Source organism: Streptomyces sp. NPDC029674, assembly GCF_044903205.1.
Lineage (GTDB): Bacteria > Actinomycetota > Actinomycetes > Streptomycetales > Streptomycetaceae > Streptomyces.
Genome location: NZ_JBJDPY010000003.1, coordinates 202,145 through 222,166 on the forward strand (window position 1 = coordinate 202,145; position 20,022 = coordinate 222,166).

The following is a 20,022-nucleotide window of genomic DNA, read 5'->3' on the forward strand; positions in this document are numbered from 1 at the left end:
ACGGCGGGTGGCCGCGGACGGCCTGAGGAACGTCCCGGGTGGTGACGATCCGCAGGCGGACGGTGAGGCGGCGATCGCACGGCTGTTGCGTGCGAACACGCCGGGAAGCCTCAGCCTGGCCGCTGCCTACGCGGCCGGGTTCATGGCGCTGTGGGAAGTTCAGCAGGAGGGCACAGCTCCGCACTGGCACGGCGACATCGACCCGCTGGACGCACTGTTCTTGGGGGCTGTCTTTCCCAAGACCTTCCATGACGAGTTCGAGTTCGCCAACGCGCGTGATGCCTGGCTGCGCTTGCTGCGCGGAACCGTGCATGGAAAGGGCATCCAGCGCTTCGTCGGCGAGGCCGTCTCGGCCAGCGAGGAGTTGCAGCTGCCGGTCGATGACAAGAGGCTGATGCTGGCGCTCAACGGCCGACTTGAAGGGGCGGGACTCGACCGGCGCAGCCTGCCCCGGCGGCTGCTGCCCGAGGCAGCCCTGCAGAGCTGCCGCGCGGTCCATGGGCCGTCTCCGGGCCTGCAACTGCCCGAACCGCCGGTGCACGCGAAGGAACGGATCAGGCGGTTCTGGAAGGCGACGGACAAGGATCTTCAGTTCGAGGACACGCCGCAAGCCGTACTCCGTGACGGGCTGCGCCGCTTCCACGAGGCCGGACTGCCGGTGAATGACGAATCCGGGCTGCTGCTCCCGGCGTTGTACACGGCGCTGATGGTGAAGCCGGGCGAGCTCCTGGAGGACTCGGAGAAACACGCCTCGGCGTGGGCGCTGTCCCTGGACGAGAGATCACCCCTTGTACCGGTGCTCGACATCCTCCTTCTCGCCCCCAGGCTGGGAATGTCTGTGGCTGAAACGCTCGGACGCCTTGTCGCCGTCCCCTCATTCACCGAGCCGATCCCCTCGGAAGCCTTGATATGGACCAGCTCCCCTGGTCTCGCCCTGCCGCGTCTGGCCTTCGAGTCGGGTATACCGAAGGTGTCCACGCTGGCGGGAGAGGTGACCCCGGACCTGCTGGACTGGGTGGGCATGCACGCCAGAATGCGCCTGAGCAGCATCGCTCGTGGGAGCACTGCCGACTTCAAGGGCCCGGACATCAGCGACGTCGCGGAGGACGTTCGGGAAGAGTCGGACGAGGACTGGGCCGAGCGGCGCGAGGCGGTTCGCGAGGCGGTGTTGAAAAAGGTCCGCAAAAGGTCCGGCAGGACGGAGCCGTCGCGCCGGCGGCCGGGTCACCCCGTCGAACGCATCTGGAACGCGGACGGCAGCTCCGTGGTGCGGTTCTCCGCCGGTACCTCGCATGGAGATGAGACGAAGGAGGTGTTGGAGGGCCAACGGGATGCCTTCCGAGAGAAGTTCGGACGCGAGCCGGGGCCTGGCGACCCGCTCTTCTTCGACCCCGACGCGGACACCCCCACCGGCCTCAGCAAGGAGTACTTCGACACCATGATGCTGGACATGGCGGAACGCGCGGCCGAGAGAGGAATCGACCCCGCCTTCCTCCACGCCTGGCGTGAGGTCGGGTACGTGGTCACAGAGGAGAACAGGAGCATGTTCACCACAGCTGAGGTCCTTGCCTTCAGCCGGGCCGTCGTTCGGCACCAACAGGCTCAGGAATGACCGGCACGGTCGAGAACCACATCAGCGGAGGAGTCTTCTTCGGGGTCGTCGTACAGGGGCAGACCGTCAACCTGACGCTCCCGGCTCGACCGGATCCCGCGCTCGCCGGGCTGCCCCGGAAATCCGGGACCTTCGCCGGACGGCGTACACAGCTGGAGAGTGTCTGCGCGGCCTTGGCGCCGACCGAGCCGGGCGAGACAGCAGGCACCGTGGTGGTATCCGGGCTGGCCGGTACGGGCAAGACCGAACTCGTGCTTCAAGCCGCGGACCGAGTCCTACAGGAAGACGACTGGTTCCCCGGCGGTGTCCTCTTCGTGGACCTGCACGGCTATGACGCGACACACAAAGTGTCGCCGAAGCAAGCGCTCGGCACTCTCCTGCGGGCGCTCGGACTTGCGCCGAAAGACATTCCCTCCGGGGTAGAGGAACGCGCGCTCGTCTATCGTTCAGCGCTTGGTGCGCTTGCCGATGCCGGACAACGGGTCCTGGTCGTCCTGGACGACGTACCGGCTACCGCAAAGATCCGGCATCTGCTGCCGAGCGACACGAGCACGGCCACTCTCATCTCTTCGCGGCACTCCCTGGCAGAGCTGGACGCCCTGGCGATCACTCTGCGGGAGTTGCCCGCTGAGGAGGGACGGGAGCTGCTGGAAGACGTCCTTCGCGTGGCTCTGCCGGAGGAATCGCGGGTGATGGCCGAGGCGAAGGAAGCAGACCGGATCGTCGCGCTGTGCGGCGGTCTGCCGTTGGCCCTGCGCATCGTGGCGTCCCTGTTGGTGGATGTGCCGACTCGGCCCCTGGCCCACCTCCGCCGGGACCTGGAGGACGAGCACTCCCGACTCGATGTGCTGAGCCGGGAGGAACGCGCCGTGACGGCGGCCTTTGAACTGTCCTATCGAAGGCTCACAAAGGACCGGGCCAGGCTCTTCCGGATGATGTCTCTGCATCCCGGGCCCGACTTCTCCGTGGAGGCTGCGGCCGAGTTGTACGGGGAGAGCGTCAAGGAGACCGAACGGGGACTGCTGGACCTCGCTCGCCGACACCTGGTCGAGCCGCGGGACCCATACGGTCGCTGGCAGCAGCACGCTCTGGTGCGTCTCTACGCCCGGAAGCGACTCACGTCGGACGGTGATGCCTGGGGAAAGGCCCTCATACGTCTGCTCGTCCACTTGCACAAGATGACGACCTTGGCGTGTGGCAGGCTCTTCGACCCCGCGGAACCGCATCCGGTGGCGTATTCCGCCTTCCGGACCCGAGCAGAGGCGTTGCAGTGGCTGGAGGCCGAACGCGCCACTCTCGTCGCGGCTGTTCTCTGGGCTCACGATGCCGACGATGACGTCGTGTGTGTCGCCCTGGCAGTGCCAGTTTCGCAGTTCCTGACGGAGATGCGCTATCTGGAGGATGCCGGGTGGGTGCTCTCCGCAGGCATCCGCTCGAGCCGACGGTGCGAGGACCGTTTCCACGAGGCGGCTCTGCTGAGCTCCCTCGGTGTGGTGCTTCGCGACATGCGTAAGTTGCGCAGGTCCGTACGGGCGCACCACAAGGCCATCAAGATCTGCCGAAAGCTGAAGAAGCGCAAGGCCCTGGCCAGCACACTGAACAACCTCGGGCTCTCGCTTCACGAGCAACGCAGGTTCGAACAGGCCATGGCGGCCCATACGGAGGCAGCGCAGCTGTTCAAGCGTGCCGGCGACCGGGTCGGGGTGGCGCGTGCTCTGAGCAACACGGGCGAGACTCTGACCGAGCTGGGCCGCCGGGAGGAGGCAGCCCGTGTCCTCCGCAAGGTGGCGAAGATCTTCCGTAAACAGGGTGACCTGCGCGGTTACGCCCAGACTCTGGGGAGTATCGCCACAGCGACGCGCAATGCCGGAGAAGCTGAGCAGGCTGTAGAGCTGCACAGACGCGCGCTCAACATGGCCGACGCCCTGTTGGCACCCCACGAGAGGGCGGTCGAGCTGGCCAATCTCTCCGGAACGCTGATCGCTGCCGGAGACCACGCAGCCGCTCATGCCGCACAGCAGGAAGCGCTGAACATCTTCCGGCAGCTGGGAGACCGCCGTGGTGAGGCGATGACCTTGGGCAACATGGCTCTCGCACGCCAGATGCAGGGCAAGTGGAACAAGGCGGTGCGGCTGCACACCCTAGCTCTGGAGGCGTTCCTCGAAGGGAAAGACGATCATGGGCTGGCCGACGAACTGACGAGTCTCGCGTACGCGCTGCTTCGGCAGGGCTGCAACACCGAGGCTCTGGAGAATCTGGAGCTGGCCGCTGACCTGTACCACCAGACCGGCGAGACAGCGAGGGCCGCGGAAACGCTCGCAGCCGTCGATCAGCTGAGGAAGAGGGTCGGAAGCAGCACGCGAGCCGTGGTGAGCTCGACGTGATCGTCGGCGCATGCGGCACACTGGACGTTTGGCCTAAGGAAAGGGCGCTCGCGTGAACGGTCCCCTCATCGTCCAGTCGGACAAGACTCTTCTGCTCGAGGTCGACCACGAGCAGGCCGACGCATGTCGTCGGGCCATCGCGCCCTTCGCGGAGCTGGAGCGGGCGCCCGAGCACATTCACACGTACCGGGTGACGCCGCTCGGGCTGTGGAACGCGCGGGCGGCCGGGCACGACGCGGAGCAGGTCGTGGACGCGCTCGTGGAGTTCTCGCGGTACCCCGTACCGCACGCGCTGCTCGTCGATGTCGCCGAGACGATGGCGCGGTACGGGCGGCTCACGCTCTCCAAGCACCCCACCCACGGGCTCGTCCTCACCACCACCGACCGGCCGGTGCTTGAGGAGATCCTGCGGTCGAAGAAGGTGCAGCCGCTCGTCGGCGAGCGGATCGACCCGGACACCGTCGTCGTGCACCCCTCCGAGCGCGGGCAGGTCAAGCAGACGCTGCTCAAGCTGGGCTGGCCAGCCGAGGACCTCGCCGGGTATGTGGACGGGGAAGCCCACAAGATCGATCTGGACGAGAGCGGCTGGGCGCTGCGGCCGTATCAGCAGCAGGCCGTCGAAGGGTTCTGGCACGGGGGCAGCGGGGTCGTCGTGCTGCCTTGCGGGGCGGGGAAGACCCTCGTCGGCGCGGGGGCCATGGCGCAGGCCAAGGCGACCACGCTGATCCTCGTCACCAACACCGTCTCCGCCCGCCAGTGGAAGCACGAGCTGGTGAAGCGGACCTCCCTCACGGAGGACGAGATCGGTGAGTACAGCGGGACCCGGAAGGAGATCCGGCCCGTCACCATCGCCACGTATCAGGTGCTCACGACCAAGCGGAAGGGCATCTATCCGCACCTTGAGCTCTTCGATTCGCGGGACTGGGGGCTCGTGATCTACGACGAGGTGCACCTGCTGCCCGCGCCCGTCTTCAAGTTCACCGCCGACCTCCAGGCCCGGCGCCGGCTCGGGCTCACCGCGACCCTCGTACGGGAGGACGGGCGCGAGTCCGACGTCTTCTCGCTCATCGGGCCCAAGCGGTTCGACGCCCCGTGGAAGGAGATCGAGGCGCAGGGGTACATCGCGCCCGCCGACTGCGTGGAGGTGCGGGTCAATCTGACCGACAGCGAGCGGCTCGCGTACGCCACCGCCGAGGCCGAGGAGAAGTACCGGTTCTGTGCGACCACCGCCACCAAGCGGAAGGTCACGGAGGCGCTCGTCAAGAAGCACGCCGGTGAGCAGACCCTCGTCATCGGGCAGTACATCGACCAGCTCGACGAGCTCGGCGAACACCTGGACGCGCCCGTCATCAAGGGCGAGACCACCAACGCGCAGCGCGAGAAGCTCTTCGACGCCTTCCGGCAGGGCGAGATCTCCGTCCTCGTCGTGTCGAAGGTCGCCAACTTCTCCATCGACCTGCCCGAGGCCACCGTCGCCATCCAGGTGTCCGGGACGTTCGGCTCGCGGCAGGAGGAGGCCCAGCGGCTCGGGCGCGTACTGCGACCCAAGGCCGACGGGCACGAGGCCCGCTTCTACTCCGTCGTCGCCCGCGACACCATCGACCAGGACTTCGCCGCCCACCGGCAGCGGTTCCTCGCCGAGCAGGGGTACGCGTACCGGATCGTGGACGCCGACGAGCTGCTGGCCCAGTAGGAAAGGGCCTAGGCGCCCGTCAGCATCGCCGCCGGGATCACAAGGACCGACGTCAGCGCGAACGCCGTCCGCAGCCACGCCGCGCGCGAGTCGCGCGGCGTGAGCCAGCCCGCCGTCAGGCAGCCGAGGCCCCCGAGCGTCGCGAGGACGTAGCGGGCCACGACGTCCTGGTGCTCCGGCGACGACGCGTCGCCGAGCTCCGCGTCGAGCGCGACCACGTACCAGCCGAGGGTGAGAAGCAGGAGGACGACCGGGGTCGCCAGGGCCAGGGCGAGGACGCGGGACGGCCGTGGGACCGGATGTGCGGCGGCATGAGCGGCGTTACGTGCGGCCCACTCGTGGCGGGGCTCCGTCTCGGGGTGCATGGAGCGAGTCAACCCGCGGGCGCGGGGCCGGCACCTCGGTCCGCGTACTCAGGTACGTACTCAACCTCGGCGCCAGAGCCAGAGCCGAAGCGATGGTCAGAGCCAGCAGCGCGTACGGCGACGCCAGCGGCTGCTGCCACCACGGCAGCCGCAGGTCCAGGTCGCCCCGGTGCGGCAGCAGCCAGAACGTGCGGGCGGTGAAGATGACGGCCACGGCGGCCGCCGTCCACCGCCTGCCCTCGGCGAGCAGGACGGCAAGGAGCGGCACGCACCACACCCAGTGGTGCGACCAGCTGATGGGCGAGACCAGCACGGCCGTGAACGCGGCCAGGAGGAGGGCACGGGGCTCCACGGGTGTGCGGCGGGCCAGCCAGAGGCCCGCGGTGGCCGTCACGGCCGCAGGGACGGTCCACGCCGCGCCCGGCTCGGCGTCGTGCAGGAGGCGGGCGACCAGGCCCTGGAGGGACTGGTTGTCGACGATCCACGCCTTGCCGACCCGGCCCGTCTCGAAGACCCGCCGCGTCCAGAACTCGACGCTCGCGGCGGGCAGCACCAGCGCGCCGAGCAGCACGGTGCCCGCGAACCCGGCGAGCGCGGTGGCCGCCTCCCGGACCCGGCCGCGCAGCAGCAGGTACGCGACGAACACGGCGGGCGTCAGCTTGATCCCGGCCGCGACGCCGACCGCGAAGCCCTTGCCGAGGGCGCCGGGCGGCCGCGTCAGGTCCCAGAGGACCAGGCAGGCGAGCGCGAGGTTGATCTGGCCGAACAGGACGGTCTGGAAGACGGGTTCGAGCCAGAGGGTGAGGGCCGTGGCGGCGCAGACGGACGCGGCGCGTACGGGAAGCCCGGCCAGACGGCAGGAGAGGTGGACCAGGAGCGCGAGGAGAGCGGTGTTGCCCACGAGGAAGACGGCCTTGAGGGCTTCCACGGGCAGCCAGGTCGTCGGGACGAAGAGGATCGCGGCGAACGGCGGGTAGGTGGCGGGCAGTTCCCACTCGGTGACGGTGAAGCCGTAGAGATCGCTGCCGTTGGTGACGGCCGCGCCCTCGGCCCGGTAGACCAGGGTGTCGGCCATCGGTACGTCCTGGACGACGCAGAGGACGGCCAGCGCGGTGAGGGAGGCCGCGAGCAGCGCGGCAGCCGCGAAGAGTGAGGGGGTGGTCGCAGTCCGTGGTGTCACGGCGTGACCCTAGTGGAGCCCGGGGCGCGGGCGGGGGTGCCCGGCCGGGGTGCGTCAGCGGTGTCGTACGCCCGCTTCCTCGGCGTACTCACCGAGCACGACCACGCCGAACGCGGCGCTCACGAGGACCTTGGCGGCGCGCAGTGCGTCGCTCACGCGGTGCGGGTGCGCGGCGGCCCGGTCGCCGGTGGCGGGGGCCGCGGAGTCGGCGGAGGAGTGGACGGACGCGGGGGTGAAGGTGGCAGCGCTCATGCATTCATGATGGTTTTCCGGCGTCCCCGGCACATCGGTCTGCGGTGCAACCCGCCGCTAGGTCTCCGGTCCTGCCCGCGGCGGCTCCCGTCCGTCTTGAGGTGGACGGCAACCCCTAGGGTGCGGGCGCCCGGTGGCCCCGAGACGGTACCGTCGGTAGCGCTGTGCACAACCGCGGCGCGTCAACGCAGCCGCCCCGGAGGGGACTTCGTGGGGATCGAGAGCGATCAGCTGGTCTACGACTATCTGAGCCGGGTCGGAGACCTGGCCCAGCAGCGGCAGTTGCCGTCCGGCGACCGGATGCGGCTGGTCGCCGAGTTGCGGAACCGGATCGACCGGGGCAGGTCCAGGCCCGCGGGCGACAGCCCCGCCGCGGTCCGCCGCATCCTCGCCCGCCTCGGCACACCGGAGGAGGTTGTCGAGGCTGCGGGCGGGGCCGGGGACGAGACGGTGGATCTCCCTTCCGCGGAGAAGAGCGCGCCCGCTGTGCCGAAGCGGTGGGTCGGCGGGGCGCGGCCCGCCTCTAGCGGCGCGCGGTCCAGCGGGCTGCCGAAGAGTCTGCGGCGGCGCATCGTGCCCGGACCTCGGCGAGAGCACGACACACAGGAGCCCTCGGCCCTGGCCCACCCCGCCGACTTCGAGGGCGCGTCGCCGCCGCACCTCGCCGGCACGGACGAGCTGGGGCCCAGCGGTTCCGAGCCCGACTGGTGGCGGGTGGACAGCAGCCCGTTCGGCGTCGCCGACAGCGTCCCCGGCTTCGTCGGCGGCGTGGAGATCCCGGAGATACTCAAGCCCCCGCCCAAGGAGGGCAAGGACGGCGAGGACGACCCCGAGGCGGAGACCGAAGAGGACGAAGCGGATGAAACGGTCGAGTACGGGGAGGGGGCGGACGCGTACGCGGAGGAGGGGGCCAAGAGGCGGTGGTGGCGCCCCGGCCGCCGGGCGGGGGCCGGCTCCGGCACGGGCCTCGCGTTCAGCAACCCGCTGCTCCTGCTCGCCGCCGCGCTCCTCACCGTCGGCGCGGTCCTCGGCAACCTCGTGGTCCTCGGCGTCGGCTGGCTCATCACCTACGTCTCCCGCAGGCTCTCCCCCGCCGAGGTGAAGATCGCCGTCCTGTGGCTGCCGGGGCTCGCGGTGGCCGCGGGCATCACGTGGCTGTGGGGGCGTGCCGAGGGGCGCTGGGAGCCGCTCGGGGACGGGCGCATGAGCGACGCCGTCGCCGACACCTGGCCGTGGGTGGTGCGCGGCGCGGCCGTCGCCTCCGCGCTCTTCCTGCTGTGGAGATCGCAGCGGCGACGGCCGTGAGCAAGACCCGTCAAGGGTCACTTCTTCAGCCCCGTCGAGGGGCTACTTCGTCAGACCCGTCGAGGGCTACTTCTTCGTCAGGTACGTCTGCATCTCGTCCAGGATCTTGTCCGCCGCCGTGTAGCCGATGCCCTGGATCCACAGCTCGTCCTCGACGGTGTGGACGTTGCCCGACTTCACCGCCTTCATGTTCTTCCACAGGGCGCTGCCCACGGTCTGCGTCTGCTTGGCCTTCTTCGGGTCGCCGTACGTCGACCGGAAGATGACGTCGGTGTCCGCGAGGTCGATCTTCTCGGGGGACAGGTCGTAGGAGAAGCCGTCCTTGGCCTTCGCGGAGATCGGCGCGCGGCCGAGGCCGACGTCCTTGAGGAGCGTGGCGATGTAGCTCTGCTCGCCGTAGAGGCGGATGTCGGCGCCCTCCATGAAGCGGATGACGTTGACCTTGGTCTGCTCGGCCTTGGCGGGGCCGCCGATGGCGGTGGTGACCTTCTTGGCGTGCGCCTTGTAGTCGGCGACGACCTTCTCGGCCTCATCCTGCTTGCCCAGCGCGTCGGCGTGCACCTGGAAGTTCTCCTTCCAGGGGTAGCCCGTCGTCTCCGTCATGACGGTCGGGGCGATCTCCTTGAGCTGGTCGTACTTGGCCGCGTGCCGGATCTTCGACGTCAGGATCAGGTCGGGCTTCAGGGCGGCGATGGCCTCCATGTTGGGGTTCAGCATCTCGCCGACGTCCTTGATGCCGCTGACCTTGTCCTTGGGCAGGTAGCTCAGGAAGCCCGACTCGGCCTCGACGTGCGTGGAGCCGACCGGCTGCACGCCGAGGCTGATCGCGGAGTCCAGTTCGGCGGTGTCGAGGACGACGACGCGCTTCGGGTCGGCGGGGACCTTCACGTCGCCCATGGCCGTCTTGACGGTGCGGGTCTTGCCCGAGCCCGCGGCGTCACCGGAGCCGGAGCCGGAGTCCGACGATCCGCAGGCCGACAGCGCGAGCGCGCCGGTCAGGGCGAGGGAGCCGGTGAGGAGGGCGCGGCGGTGCAGCGGGGAGCGGAAGCGGGTCATGGGGACGCCTTTCAGGCGGGGGCGGGGGACGGGGTGCTTGCGGGATCGGGTGCGGGCGCGGTCCACGGCGCTCCGGGGACGACCAGGGGAGAGCCGGTCACCGGGTCCGGCACCACCACGCACTCCAGGCCGAAGACCTGGCGCACGAGTTCCTCGGTGACGATGTCCGAGGGGGCTCCCTCGGCGACGACCTCGCCCTTCTTCATGGCGACGAGGTGGTCGGCGTAGCGCGCGGCCTGGTTGAGGTCGTGCAGGACGACGGCGACGGTGCGGCCCCGGTCGCCGTCCTGGGTGGGCGCGGCCAACTGGCGTACGAGGTCGAGGACTTCGACCTGGTGGGAGATGTCGAGGTAGGTGGTGGGCTCGTCCAGGAGGAGGATGTCCGTGTCCTGGGCGATGGCCATCGCTATCCAGACGCGCTGGCGCTGGCCGCCGGAGAGTTCGTCGACGGAGCGTTCGGCGAGCGCGGCGACGTCGGTACGTTCCATCGCCTCCGTCACCGCCTTCTCGTCGTCGTCGGACCACTGCTGCCACCAGTGCTGGTGGGGCTGGCGGCCGCGCGCGACGAGGTCGGCGACGGTGATCGCCTCGGGCGCGACGGGCGTCTGCGGGAGCAGCCCGATCTGCTGGGCGATCTTCTTGGTGGGCAGTCTGGCGAGGGACTCGCCGTCGAGGAGCACGGCGCCGCTCCTCGGCTTGAGGAGGCGGCCGAGGGCGCGCAGCGTCGTGGACTTGCCGCAGGCGTTGGGTCCGACGATCACCGTGACCTTGCCGTCGGGTATCACGAGGTCGAGGCCTTCGACGACCGTGTGGTCCTCGTAGGCGAGGGTCAGCTCGCGGGCCGAAAGGCGGGTCACGACGTGCCTCCATTGCGGACGGTACGGCTGCGGACGATGAGCCAGATCAGGTACGGGGCTCCGACGGCCGCCGTGAGGACGCCCACCGGCAGCTCCGTGGGCGAGAAGAGACGGCGGGCCAGCAGGTCGGCGACGACCATGATGAGCGCGCCGAGCAGCGCCGAGCAGAGCAGCGGGATCTGCGCGGTGCGGGTCAGGCGGCGGGCGATCTGCGGGGCGAGGAGCGCCACGAAGTCGACGGGGCCCGCGGCGCCGGTCGCCACCGAGGCGAGGACGACGCCGAGCAGGACGAGCCCGAGGCGTACGTGGCCCAGGCGCGTCCCGAGGGCCGTCGCCGTGTCGTCGTCCATGGTGACCGCGCGCTGGGCGCGGGCCGCCCAGAGGATGAACGGGAGCAGGGCGAGCAGGGTCAGGCCGAGCGGGTTCGCCTCGGCCCAGCCGCGGCCGTTGAGGGAGCCCGTCATCCAGATCTGCGCCTGCTGGGCGACGAGGTAGTCGCCCTTCGTCATGAAGAGCGTCGTCACCGAGCGCAGGGCGATGGCGAAGCCGATGCCGATCAGGACGAAGCGGGTGGCGTGCAGGCCGCCGCGCCACGCGAAGGCGTAGACGAGGGCGGCCGCGGCGATCCCGCCGAGCACGGACAGGTAGGGCAGGACGGTGTACGAGGTGATGCCGAAGGTCATCGCGCCGACCGTCAGCGCGCTCGCGCCCTGGCTGATGCCGATGATGTCGGGGCTGGCGAGGGGGTTGCGGGCGACGGTCTGGATGAGCGCCCCGGCCACGCCGAACGCGGCGCCGACCAGCAGGCCCACCACCAGGCGGGGTTCGCGCAGCGTGCCCACGACCAGCTCGTCCGGGGAGGGCCGTCCGAAGACGACCTTCAGGGCCTCGGCGGGCCGGACGAAGGACTCGCCGACGCAGAGGTACGCGAGGCAGCTCGCGGCGAGCAGCAGGGCGAGCGCGGCCGCGACCACGGCGGCCCGGCGGTGGACGAGGAAGGCGGCCTTGCGCACGCGGAGGACGGCGTAACCGGCGGGCCGGACGCGGGGGCGGGGGCGAGGCGCGACACTCGTACCGGCGCCCGTACCGGCGCTCGTACCGGCGCTCATGCCGCCACCGTCTTCCGTCGTACGAGCGTCACCAGGAACGGCACCCCGATCAGCGCGGTCATCACACCGGCGGGCACCTCGCTGGGCGGGAAGACGATCCGCCCGACCGTGTCGGAGACCAGCAGCATCACGGGCCCGAGGACGGCGGCCAGCGGCAGCACCCAGCGGTGGTCGCTGCCGATGAGCGCGCGGGCGATGTGCGGCACGGCGAGGCCGATGAAGGCGATGGGCCCGGCGGCGGCCACACCCGCGCCGGTGAGGAGCGTCGCGCCGAGCCCGCCGACGATCCGTACCGTCGCGACGTTCTGGCCGAGCCCCTTCGCCACGTCCTCGCCGAGCGCGAGCGCGTCGAGGCCGCGCGCGACCGCGAGGACGAGCACCAGGCCCACGAGCAGGAACGGCCAGATCTGGCCGACGATCTCCGCGTCGCGGCCGGAGAGCGAACCGACCTGCCAGAACCGGAACTCGTCGAGCGCGGAGGCCTTGGTGGTGAGGATCGCGGTCGTCACGGAGACGAGCAGCGCGTTGATCGCGGCGCCGCCGAGGGCGAGCTTCACGGGGGTGGCGCCGCCCCGGCCGCCCGCCGCGATGGCGTAGACGGCGACCGACGCGAGGCCGGCGCCGGCGAATGCCCACCAGACGTAACCGGTGAGGGTGTGGACCCCGGCGTAGGCGATGGCGAGGACGACGCCCACCGAGGCGCCCTGGCTGATGCCGAGGATGCCGGGGTCGGCGATCGGGTTGCGGGTCATGCCCTGCAGGACGGTGCCGGCAAGCGCGAGCGAGGCGCCGACGAGGACGCCGATCACGGTGCGGGGCACCCGCATCTCGCGGATCACCCCGGCGGAGTCGCTGTTCCCGCCGTGCAGCAGCGCGTCGAGGACGGCGGACGGCGCGATGGCGCGGGCACCGACGGCGAGGCTGAACAGGACGGCGAGCAGCAGGGCCACGACGGCCGCCGTCATCACGGCGGCGCGTCCGACGGGCACACGCATCGGCTGAGCTCGTTTCACGGGTGTCGAGGGGGACGGCGAGGTTCGGGGAGGGGCTGAGAAGGGCGGCCGGGGGAGCGGTAAGGGTGGGCTAAGTGTATGTGCGGGCGGTGCCGCCGCCGTCGGCGGAATGGGTCGCAGAATGGGTCCATGACGTCACACACGCTCACCGTCGGCTTCGACCTCGACATGACCCTGATCGACTCCCGGCCCGGCATCAAGGCCGCCTATCAGGCGCTCTCCGCGGCGACGGGGACGTACGTCGACGCCGACCTCGCGGTCACCCGGCTCGGCCCGCCGCTGGAGCACGAGCTGCGGAACTGGTTCCCCGAGGAGGAGATCCAGGAGACGGCGGACCTCTACCGCGAGATCTACACCACACACGCCATCGAGCCGACGCTCGCGATGCCCGGCGCCCGAGAGGCCGTCGCCGCGGTGCGGGCGCACGGCGGCCGCGCGATCGTGGTGACCGCCAAGCACGAGCCGAACGCGAAGCTGCACCTCACGCACCTCGGCATCGAGGCCGACGCCGTCATCGGCTGGCTGTGGGCGGAGGCGAAGGCGGTGGCGCTGCGCGAGCACGACGCGGCGGTGTACGTCGGCGACCACACCGGCGACGTACGCGGCGCGCGTACGGCGGGCGCGCTCTCCGTCGCGGTGGCGACCGGACCGTGCGACGCGGCGGAACTGCGCGCGGCGGGCGCGGACGTCGTCCTCGGCTCGCTGACGGAGTTCCCCGGCTGGCTCGACGTGTACGCGGCCCGGGGCGCCGTCAGTTGAGGCCGGACCTGGCCTGACGCCGCTGGAAGGCGATGCCGCGCAGCACCCCGGCCGCCGCGATGAGGAACCCGGCGCCCATCAGCATGCAGACCGCGTAAGCGATCGGCGGAAAGGGATCGGTGCCGAGGAAGAGCGGGGCCACCGTGACCAGTGTGGCCACGGCTCCGACGAAGAAGACGATTGCTCCGGTCCGGACCATTCCATCGCCCGGTCCGGCGGAATTCGCTTGGGTTTTGTCACGCACCCGACCAGGGTAGTTCCCAGCGCGTAGGAAGAATCCGGGGACGTCTTGTCACCGGCCCCCGGACCAATAGTCTTGGTCCTGGCGGGTCGAGCGACCCGCTGTAGTGCTATCCAGAGCCGTTTTCGCCCGCCGTTCCGGACGGGCGGACCCGGCACAGTCGAGCGACGAGTACGAGGACGAGGACTTCACGTGCCTACCGGCAAGGTCAAGTGGTTCAACAGCGAGAAGGGCTTCGGCTTTCTCTCCCGCGACGACGGCGGCGACGTCTTCGTGCATTCCTCAGTACTGCCCGCCGGCGTCGACACACTCAAGCCCGGCCAGCGCGTGGAATTCGGCGTGGTCGCGGGACAACGCGGTGACCAGGCTCTTTCCGTCGTCATCCTCGACCCGACCCCGTCGGTCGCGGCCGCGCAGCGCCGCAAGCCCGACGAACTGGCGTCGATCGTCCAGGACCTGACGACCCTCCTCGAGAACATCACACCGATGCTCGAGAAGGGCCGCTACCCCGACAAGGCGTCCGGCGCGAAGATCGCGGGGCTGCTGCGGGCGGTCGCCGACCAGCTGGACGTGTAGACCGCGTAGACGGCCTAGGGGAACGACAGAGCGTCCGGGCCGAGGGGCGGTACGAGTCCCTCGGCCGCGGCGCGCGTCAGCAGGCCGCGGACCGCCGCGTACCCGCTCTCGCCGAGGTCGGCCGTGAACTCGTTGACGTACAGCCCGATGTGCTGGTCAGCCACCGCCGGGTCCATCTCCTGGGCGTGCTCCAGTACGTACGGACGGGAGGCCTCCGGGTCGTCCCAGGCCATCCGGACCGAGGTGCGGGCGGCCTCGGCGATCCGCCGCAGCGCCTGGGTGCCGAGGCTCCGCTTCGCGATGATCGCGCCCAGCGGGATCGGCAGGCCCGTCGTGGCCTCCCAGTGCTCGCCCATGTCGGCGAGGCGGTGCAGGCCGTAGTTCTGGTACGTGAAGCGCGCCTCGTGGATGACCAGGCCCGCGTCGACCTTGCCGTCGCGCACCGCGGGCATGATCTGGTCGAAGGGCAGCACGACGATCTCGCCGACGCCCCCGTCGGTGAGGGTGTCCGCCGCCCACAGCCGGAACAGCAGATACGCCGTCGACTTCTCGCTGGGCACGGCGACCGTCTTGCCGGTCAGGTCGACGCCCGGCTCCCGGGTCAGCACGAGCGGCCCGCAGCCGCGGCCGAGGGCGCCGCCGCAGGGCAGTAGCGCGTACTCGTCCAGGACGTACGGCAGGACGGCGTACGACACCTTCATGACGTCCAGATCGGACGCCGCGGCGCCGCGCTCCGCGATGCCGTTCGTGATGTCGATGTCCGCGAACGTGACGTCGAGGCGGGGCGCGCCCGGCACCCGGCCGTGCGCCCAGGCGTCGAAGACGAAGGTGTCGTTGGGGCAGGGCGAGTAGGCGATGCGCAGCGGCCGGTCGGGGACCGCGTCCCGCTGCTCACGCGGCTGGGGCTGCTCGGTCTGCTCGGGCTGCTCAGGTGTGTGTGTTGCCATGTGGATTCCAACTCCTCAGGACCGGCGCGAACTTCCCGAACGCCTCGGTCAGCGCGGCCAGCGCGTCACCGATCCGCCAGGCGGCGCGGTCGCGCGGGCCGACGGGATTGGAGACCGCGCGGATCTCCAGGACGGGCAGCCCGTGCAGGGCGGCCGCCTCGGCGACGCCGAACCCCTCCATCGCCTCCGCGAGGGCGCGCGGATGACGCAGCCGCAGCTCGGCGGCGCGCTCGGCGGAGCCGGTCACGGTGGAGACGGTGAGGACGGTGCCGGTCGCGGCACCGCAGGCGTCCGCCACCTCCCGTACGAGGGCAGCGGGCGGCCGGTGCGTGACGGCGCCGAAGCCCAGTTCGGTGACCGGCGCGAAACCGTCGGGGGTCTCGGCGCCCAGGTCGGCGACGGTGATCTCGTCGGCGACGACGAGGGAGCCGACGGGCGCGTGGGGCGGGAAGCCGCCGCCGATGCCCGCCGAGACGACGAGGCCGTAGGGCCGGCCGGTGGCGGCGGCGCGGGCGAGTGCGGTCGCCGTGCCGGCCGCGGCGGCGGCCGGGCCCACGCCGACGGCGAGGACGTCGATGTGGGCGGCATGGGCGGCATGGCCGGCGTCGGGGCCCTCGGTCAGCGCCCGGGCCACCGCGTCCCGTTCGGCGGGGACGGCGGTGGCGACGAGGACGCGGCCCGCGGGGGGTGCGGTGTCTTCGGCGTACGTGGTCAGGAGTCCTTCTCGAACTTGAACGACCACAGGCCCGTGGCCTTCGTCTCGGAGCCCTTGCCGCCCTCGAGGAGGCTGACGGTCGACTTGTTGCCGCCACCGCCGTACTGCTGGTTGAAGAAGACGCTGCCGGGGATGACGACGTACGTCTTCTTGCTGGCCTCGGTCAGCGGCTGACCGTTCATCAGCAGGGTCCAGCCCTTTTCGGCCATCTCCGGGTCGACGCCGAAGCGGACCTTCTCGTCCGGGTCGATCTTCACGGACTTGACGTCCTTGTCCTGGAGGCAGGACTTGATCTGGGACTCCTCGAGCTCATTGCCGTCGTTGTAGCAGGAGGCTTCCGTGTGCACGGAGTCGCTGCCGACCGTCACGGTGGCCAGCGGCGTCGGCTTGTCGCAGGCCGAGAGAGCGAGGAGTCCGGCGGAGACGGCGCCAAGGGCGGCCGCGGTGCGGCGGCGGCGCACCGCGCTGTTCACATTCGCGGCTCCGCCGCGGAGCAGGGAGGTCATGGCCGAAGGCTATCGGGCGCGTCGGGGGGTGCCGCTACGTGGGGGTCACGGCGTGCCGTGCCGCCCCCCGGTCCGAGGTCAGACCACGCGGGCTTTGCGGGGGCCGCCGCGCCGGGAGGAGGCGAGGAGGCCGCGCACGGTCGACAGCCAGCCCACCGCGACTATCCCGGCCGCCACCGAGAGGCCGAGCGTGCCGATCAGCGGCAGGGCGATGCCCACGGCGCCCCCGGCCACCCACGCCACCTGGAGCAGCGTCTCGGAACGGGCGAACGCGGAGGTGCGGACCTGCTCCGGGACGTCCCGCTGGATCAGCGCGTCCAGGGACAGCTTCGACAGCGCCTGCGCGAAGCCCGCGCAGGCGCCGAGACAGGCGACGCCCACCGCCCCGAAGAACAGCGCGGACGTCACCGCCACGCCCAGCACCACCGCCACGACCGTCACGATGATGACCTCCGGCGCCCGCGCCTTCAGCCAGGCGCCGACGGCCGTACCCAGCGCGTTGCCCGCGCCCGCCGACACACCCACTATGCCGAGCGACACCGCCGCGCTCTGCCCCGCGAGCGGGTGCTCCCGCAGCAGGAACGCCAGGAAGAAGATGAGGAAGCCGGACAGACAGCGCAGCGACGCGTTCGCCGCGAGGGCGTGGGTGACGGCGGGCCCGACGGTACGCAGGCCGAGGCGCCGCTTGCGAAAGGTGTCGGCGTCGGAATCGGCACCGGCACCGGCACCGGCATCGGCTTTTGAGGTGGCTCTGGCATGGGAGTGCAGGTGGAGGTGCAGGTGCTCCTCGTCGGCCGCCAGCAGGGCCTTGCTCTCGCCCTTCGACGAGTCGACCTTGTGCGGCAGCGAGAACGACAGGAACATCCCGGATACGAAGATCACGAAGGCCCCGTACAGCGGCCAGCGCGGCCCGATCGCCTGCAGCCCCGCGCCGGCGGGCGCGGCGACGGCAGTGGCGAGCAGACCGCCGAGTGTGACCCGGGAATTGGCCTTGACCAGCGAGAACCCCGGTGGCAGGAGGCGCGGCACGACAGCGCTTCTGACCACCCCGTACGCCTTCGACGCGACCAGCACGCCGAGCGCGGCCGGGTACAGCTCCACGCTGCCGGTCACCACCGCGCCCGACAGGACCAGCGCGAGCAGGGCCCGCGCCAGCATCGCGCCCGCCATCGCGGCGCGGCGGCCGTGCGGGAGCCGGTCGAGGAGCGGGCCGATGACGGGGGCGAGGAGCGTGAACGGTGCCATCGTGATGGCGAGGTAGAGCGCGACGCGGCCGCGGGCCTCGTCCGTCGGCACCGAGAAGAAGACGGTGGAGGCGAGGGCGACGGTGATCATGACGTCACCGGCGCCGTTCACCGCGTGCAGCTCGATCAGCTTCCCGAGCCCCGATTCGCCCGCTCCGTGGGCGTGGGTGGCCTTGCGGATGCCTCGGGCTGTGCCGGTGAAGGGCAGGTGGAGGGCGCGGCCCAGCGCGCGGGCGGTCCGTCTCGCCGGTCCCGGCGAGACGGTTCCTACGGACATCGACCTGGTGGGGGCCACCCCGTCATAGTGCCCCCTCGGGGCCACTACTAGTGCGAATCCGCCCCGCAAGCCGTGGCGGCCCTCCCCGGGGCGGGGCCAGTTGTCGGGCTTCCCCCGCCCGGGGCAGCCGTTTCTCCGCCGCTTCGCGGCGGGTGCCCACCCACCCGCCCGTTTGCCCCGCGCCGTTGCGTGGGGGTGCTGCGCTGCTTTGTGGCGGGGTGGTGGCCGGGCTTTCGCCGGTCGGGGGTGGGCGTTCTCTGCCGCTTCGCGGCGTGTGCCCACCCGCCCGTCCCCGGCGGTGATGGAAGGGCGGGTGGGTGGGGAAAACGCCGCGGAGCGGCGGCGCGGGGTGTGGACGTGCGGGGGGATGAGGGGGTGTGCGGGAGGGGGCGGAGGAGTGCGGGAGGGGTGGCTCGGGGCGCGGGGGCGTACGTCGGTGTAGGCCCAGGGGCCAGGAGAAGGTAGCGTGCGTAGCGCGCCTGCGGCGGTTGTTCTTGGCCGCGCGCCTCTCGGTCATCCCGCAGAATGGGTGACGTAGGTGCGCCCGAGAACGTCGGGCGCGGACGTTGACGCGGCCCTCTGGTCCGCTCCGTCCGTACCCCCGCGTAAGGGTGGCGCACTCGTGAGACGGCGTAGGAGAGAAGCGATACTTGTGAGCGCAGCGACAACGCGAAGCCGTACCCCGCGCACCCCGCGTACCCCGGACCGCCTGTGCGCCGAAGCGGTCGGCCTGGCGCGCGCCGCGGCCGAGGAGGCCGCCGCGCCCGGTGTGGTCGGCGAGCATGTCGAGGTCGTCGTCGAGGGCGACCGGGTCGTCACGCACCTCTTCGAGTGCAAGGAATTCGGCTACCGCGGCTGGCGGTGGGCCGTGACGGTGGCCCGTGCCTCGCGGGCGAAGGTCGTCACCCTCGACGAGACGGTGCTGCTCCCGGGCCCGGACGCGCTCCTCGCCCCCGAGTGGGTGCCGTGGAGCGAGCGGCTGCGGCCGGGCGACATGGGTCCGGGCGACCTGCTGCCGACGGACGCGGAGGACCTGCGTCTGGAGCCGGGTTACACGGGCGAGGAGGAGCCGCCGCCGAACTCCGCGGTGTCGGAGGAGATGGCCGAGCTCGTCGAGGCGGAGGACGCCGACGTCACGCCGGTGTCACCGGCGGAGCTGCCGGTGGCGCCCGCGCGGGGTTCCATCGCGGCGGTCGCGGACGAGCTGGGCATGCGGCGGGCGCGGGTGCTGTCCCGTTACGGGCTGCACGTCGCCGCGGACCGCTGGGACGAGGCGTACGGGGCGAAGACCCCGATGGCGCAGGCGGCGCCCGCGGCGTGCGTCAGTTGCGGGTTCCTGGTGCGGATCGGTGGCTCGCTCGGGCAGGCGTTCGGTATCTGCGGCAATGAGTTCGGGCCCGCGGACGGGCACGTCGTGTCCCTGTCGTACGGGTGCGGGGGTCACTCGGAGGCCGCGGTCATGCCGAAGCCGCCGCGGCCGGCGCCGCCGGTCCTGGACGAGACCCGGGTGGACGTACTGCCGCTGCGGCCCGCGGCGGATTCCGGTTCGGTGAGCGGGGAGGGGCCTGGGGAGGACCTCGGCCACTCGTAGTTCCGGCAGCGGTGGGCGGGTGAGGCGTGGGCGTCACCCGCCTCGCCCGGGGCGGTCCACCAGTCCCCCTGAACCTGCTTCCCCCGCGTCGCCGCTTCGCGGCGTTCTCCCCACCCACCCGCCCTTTCATCACCCCCCGGGGTGGGGGTACCGGGTAGGACGCCCTGCCGGGCGGGGACCCGCCGCGGAGCGGCGAAGAAGGCGTCCGCCGCGCGGACCGCGTGGAACCCGGCCACCTTCGCCGCGAAGCGGCGCACTGCGCCCACGTTGCGGTGCGGGGTAAACGGGTGGGTAGGTGGCACGAAGAAGGCGTTCGCCTCACGGACCGCGCGAAGCCTGA

At 71.4% G+C, this 20,022-nt stretch carries 19 protein-coding genes; 7 read left to right on the plus strand and 12 right to left on the minus strand.

Annotation, left to right across the window (positions count from 1 at the left end; all coding sequences use genetic code 11):
• The first annotated feature begins 7 nt into the window (after positions 1-7).
• From ACI2L3_RS08360 to ACI2L3_RS08370, 3 genes are read left to right on the plus strand one after another with little or no spacing between them, the layout of a single operon-like run.
• Entirely contained in the window at positions 8-1,612 is a 1,605-nt protein-coding gene (locus ACI2L3_RS08360; RefSeq protein WP_404751524.1) for a hypothetical protein, read from the plus strand.
• Complete coding sequence (locus tag ACI2L3_RS08365) at positions 1,609-3,996, plus strand: tetratricopeptide repeat protein (protein WP_404751525.1); 2,388 nt, start codon at positions 1,609-1,611, stop codon at positions 3,994-3,996. The genes ACI2L3_RS08360 and ACI2L3_RS08365 overlap by 4 nt, the downstream gene beginning before the upstream one ends.
• A 52-nt stretch (positions 3,997-4,048) precedes the next feature.
• Positions 4,049-5,689 (plus strand): DNA repair helicase XPB, encoded by a 1,641-nt coding sequence (locus ACI2L3_RS08370; protein ID WP_404751526.1) that lies wholly within the window; start codon positions 4,049-4,051, stop codon positions 5,687-5,689.
• A gap of 8 nt (positions 5,690-5,697) precedes the next feature.
• Here ACI2L3_RS08370 and ACI2L3_RS08375 read toward each other — a convergent pair whose 3' ends face one another.
• From ACI2L3_RS08375 to ACI2L3_RS08385, 3 genes are all read right to left on the minus strand, one after another.
• Entirely contained in the window at positions 5,698-6,054 is a 357-nt protein-coding gene (locus tag ACI2L3_RS08375; RefSeq protein ID WP_404751527.1) for a hypothetical protein, read from the minus strand.
• A complete protein-coding gene (locus ACI2L3_RS08380) occupies positions 6,011-7,186 on the minus strand; it encodes a glycosyltransferase 87 family protein (protein WP_404751917.1) in 1,176 nt (391 codons plus the stop codon). Before ACI2L3_RS08380 ends, ACI2L3_RS08375 begins: the two co-directional genes overlap by 44 nt.
• A 102-nt stretch (positions 7,187-7,288) precedes the next feature.
• Positions 7,289-7,486 carry a hypothetical protein gene (locus tag ACI2L3_RS08385; RefSeq protein ID WP_404751528.1) on the minus strand — a complete coding sequence of 66 codons (198 nt, stop codon included), beginning with the start codon at positions 7,484-7,486 and terminating at the stop codon, positions 7,289-7,291.
• A gap of 210 nt (positions 7,487-7,696) precedes the next feature.
• Between ACI2L3_RS08385 and ACI2L3_RS08390 the strand changes: the two genes are divergently transcribed.
• The gene (locus tag ACI2L3_RS08390; protein ID WP_404751529.1) at positions 7,697-8,791 is read left to right on the plus strand and encodes an HAAS signaling domain-containing protein; all 1,095 of its coding nucleotides are present in this window, start codon (positions 7,697-7,699) and stop codon (positions 8,789-8,791) included.
• 66 nt (positions 8,792-8,857) lie between these two features.
• Here ACI2L3_RS08390 and ACI2L3_RS08395 read toward each other — a convergent pair whose 3' ends face one another.
• The 4 genes from ACI2L3_RS08395 to ACI2L3_RS08410 are packed head-to-tail and all read right to left on the minus strand — an operon-like array spanning position 8,858 to position 12,808.
• Positions 8,858-9,847 carry an ABC transporter substrate-binding protein gene (locus ACI2L3_RS08395; RefSeq protein WP_404751530.1) on the minus strand — a complete coding sequence of 330 codons (990 nt, stop codon included), beginning with the start codon at positions 9,845-9,847 and terminating at the stop codon, positions 8,858-8,860.
• 11 nt (positions 9,848-9,858) lie between these two features.
• Positions 9,859-10,704, minus strand: a complete 846-nt coding sequence (locus ACI2L3_RS08400; protein ID WP_404751531.1) for an ABC transporter ATP-binding protein — start codon at positions 10,702-10,704, stop codon at positions 9,859-9,861.
• Positions 10,701-11,813, minus strand: coding sequence for a FecCD family ABC transporter permease (locus ACI2L3_RS08405; RefSeq protein WP_404751532.1), 1,113 nt, complete (start codon positions 11,811-11,813; stop codon positions 10,701-10,703). Before ACI2L3_RS08405 ends, ACI2L3_RS08400 begins: the two co-directional genes overlap by 4 nt.
• The gene (locus tag ACI2L3_RS08410; RefSeq protein ID WP_404751533.1) at positions 11,810-12,808 is read right to left on the minus strand and encodes a FecCD family ABC transporter permease; all 999 of its coding nucleotides are present in this window, start codon (positions 12,806-12,808) and stop codon (positions 11,810-11,812) included. Before ACI2L3_RS08410 ends, ACI2L3_RS08405 begins: the two co-directional genes overlap by 4 nt.
• Positions 12,809-12,955: 147 nt before the next feature.
• On the opposite strand from ACI2L3_RS08410, the gene ACI2L3_RS08415 reads away from it, so the two are divergent.
• A complete protein-coding gene (locus ACI2L3_RS08415) occupies positions 12,956-13,585 on the plus strand; it encodes an HAD family hydrolase (protein WP_404751534.1) in 630 nt (209 codons plus the stop codon).
• Here the strand turns inward: ACI2L3_RS08415 and ACI2L3_RS08420 are convergent.
• Positions 13,578-13,829, minus strand: a complete 252-nt coding sequence (locus tag ACI2L3_RS08420; protein ID WP_404751535.1) for a hypothetical protein — start codon at positions 13,827-13,829, stop codon at positions 13,578-13,580. The genes ACI2L3_RS08415 and ACI2L3_RS08420 overlap by 8 nt on opposite strands.
• A 189-nt stretch (positions 13,830-14,018) precedes the next feature.
• Between ACI2L3_RS08420 and ACI2L3_RS08425 the strand changes: the two genes are divergently transcribed.
• On the plus strand, positions 14,019-14,402 hold the full coding sequence (locus tag ACI2L3_RS08425; protein ID WP_362999596.1) for a cold-shock protein: 384 nt from the start codon (positions 14,019-14,021) through the stop codon (positions 14,400-14,402).
• Between the two features lie 14 nt (positions 14,403-14,416).
• Here the strand turns inward: ACI2L3_RS08425 and ACI2L3_RS08430 are convergent, their stop codons facing one another.
• The 4 genes from ACI2L3_RS08430 to ACI2L3_RS08445 all read right to left on the minus strand — a co-directional run bounded on the left by ACI2L3_RS08430 (position 14,417) and on the right by ACI2L3_RS08445 (position 18,091).
• Positions 14,417-15,259: a 1,4-dihydroxy-6-naphthoate synthase gene (locus ACI2L3_RS08430; RefSeq protein ID WP_404751918.1), complete on the minus strand. Its 843-nt coding sequence runs from the start codon at positions 15,257-15,259 to the stop codon at positions 14,417-14,419.
• A 70-nt stretch (positions 15,260-15,329) separates the two neighbouring features.
• Complete coding sequence (locus tag ACI2L3_RS08435) at positions 15,330-16,091, minus strand: futalosine hydrolase (RefSeq protein WP_404751536.1); 762 nt, start codon at positions 16,089-16,091, stop codon at positions 15,330-15,332.
• Positions 16,061-16,570, minus strand: a complete 510-nt coding sequence (locus ACI2L3_RS08440) for a DUF2771 domain-containing protein (RefSeq protein ID WP_404751537.1) — start codon at positions 16,568-16,570, stop codon at positions 16,061-16,063. The genes ACI2L3_RS08435 and ACI2L3_RS08440 overlap by 31 nt, the downstream gene beginning before the upstream one ends.
• Before the next feature lie 78 nt (positions 16,571-16,648).
• Positions 16,649-18,091, minus strand: a complete 1,443-nt coding sequence (locus tag ACI2L3_RS08445; RefSeq protein WP_404751919.1) for an MFS transporter — start codon at positions 18,089-18,091, stop codon at positions 16,649-16,651.
• 652 nt (positions 18,092-18,743) lie between these two features.
• Between ACI2L3_RS08445 and ACI2L3_RS08450 the strand changes: the two genes are divergently transcribed.
• On the plus strand, positions 18,744-19,682 hold the full coding sequence (locus tag ACI2L3_RS08450) for a DUF3027 domain-containing protein (RefSeq protein WP_404751538.1): 939 nt from the start codon (positions 18,744-18,746) through the stop codon (positions 19,680-19,682).
• Positions 19,683-20,022 lie beyond the last annotated feature (340 nt).

Excerpts from the sequence above, each read along its gene's own strand:
- ACI2L3_RS08405 (WP_404751532.1), bottom strand. The coding sequence starts at position 11,813 with ATGAGCGCCGGTACGAGCGCCGGTACGGGCGCCGGTACGAGTGTCGCG.
- ACI2L3_RS08440 (WP_404751537.1), bottom strand. The coding sequence starts at position 16,570 with ATGACCTCCCTGCTCCGCGGCGGAGCCGCGAATGTGAACAGCGCGGTG.
- ACI2L3_RS08410 (WP_404751533.1), bottom strand. The coding sequence starts at position 12,808 with ATGCGTGTGCCCGTCGGACGCGCCGCCGTGATGACGGCGGCCGTCGTG.
- ACI2L3_RS08445 (WP_404751919.1), bottom strand. The coding sequence starts at position 18,091 with ATGTCCGTAGGAACCGTCTCGCCGGGACCGGCGAGACGGACCGCCCGC.
- ACI2L3_RS08395 (WP_404751530.1), bottom strand. The coding sequence starts at position 9,847 with ATGACCCGCTTCCGCTCCCCGCTGCACCGCCGCGCCCTCCTCACCGGC.
- ACI2L3_RS08415 (WP_404751534.1), top strand. The coding sequence starts at position 12,956 with ATGACGTCACACACGCTCACCGTCGGCTTCGACCTCGACATGACCCTG.
- ACI2L3_RS08375 (WP_404751527.1), bottom strand. The coding sequence starts at position 6,054 with ATGCACCCCGAGACGGAGCCCCGCCACGAGTGGGCCGCACGTAACGCC.
- ACI2L3_RS08365 (WP_404751525.1), top strand. The coding sequence starts at position 1,609 with ATGACCGGCACGGTCGAGAACCACATCAGCGGAGGAGTCTTCTTCGGG.
- ACI2L3_RS08385 (WP_404751528.1), bottom strand. The coding sequence starts at position 7,486 with ATGAGCGCTGCCACCTTCACCCCCGCGTCCGTCCACTCCTCCGCCGAC.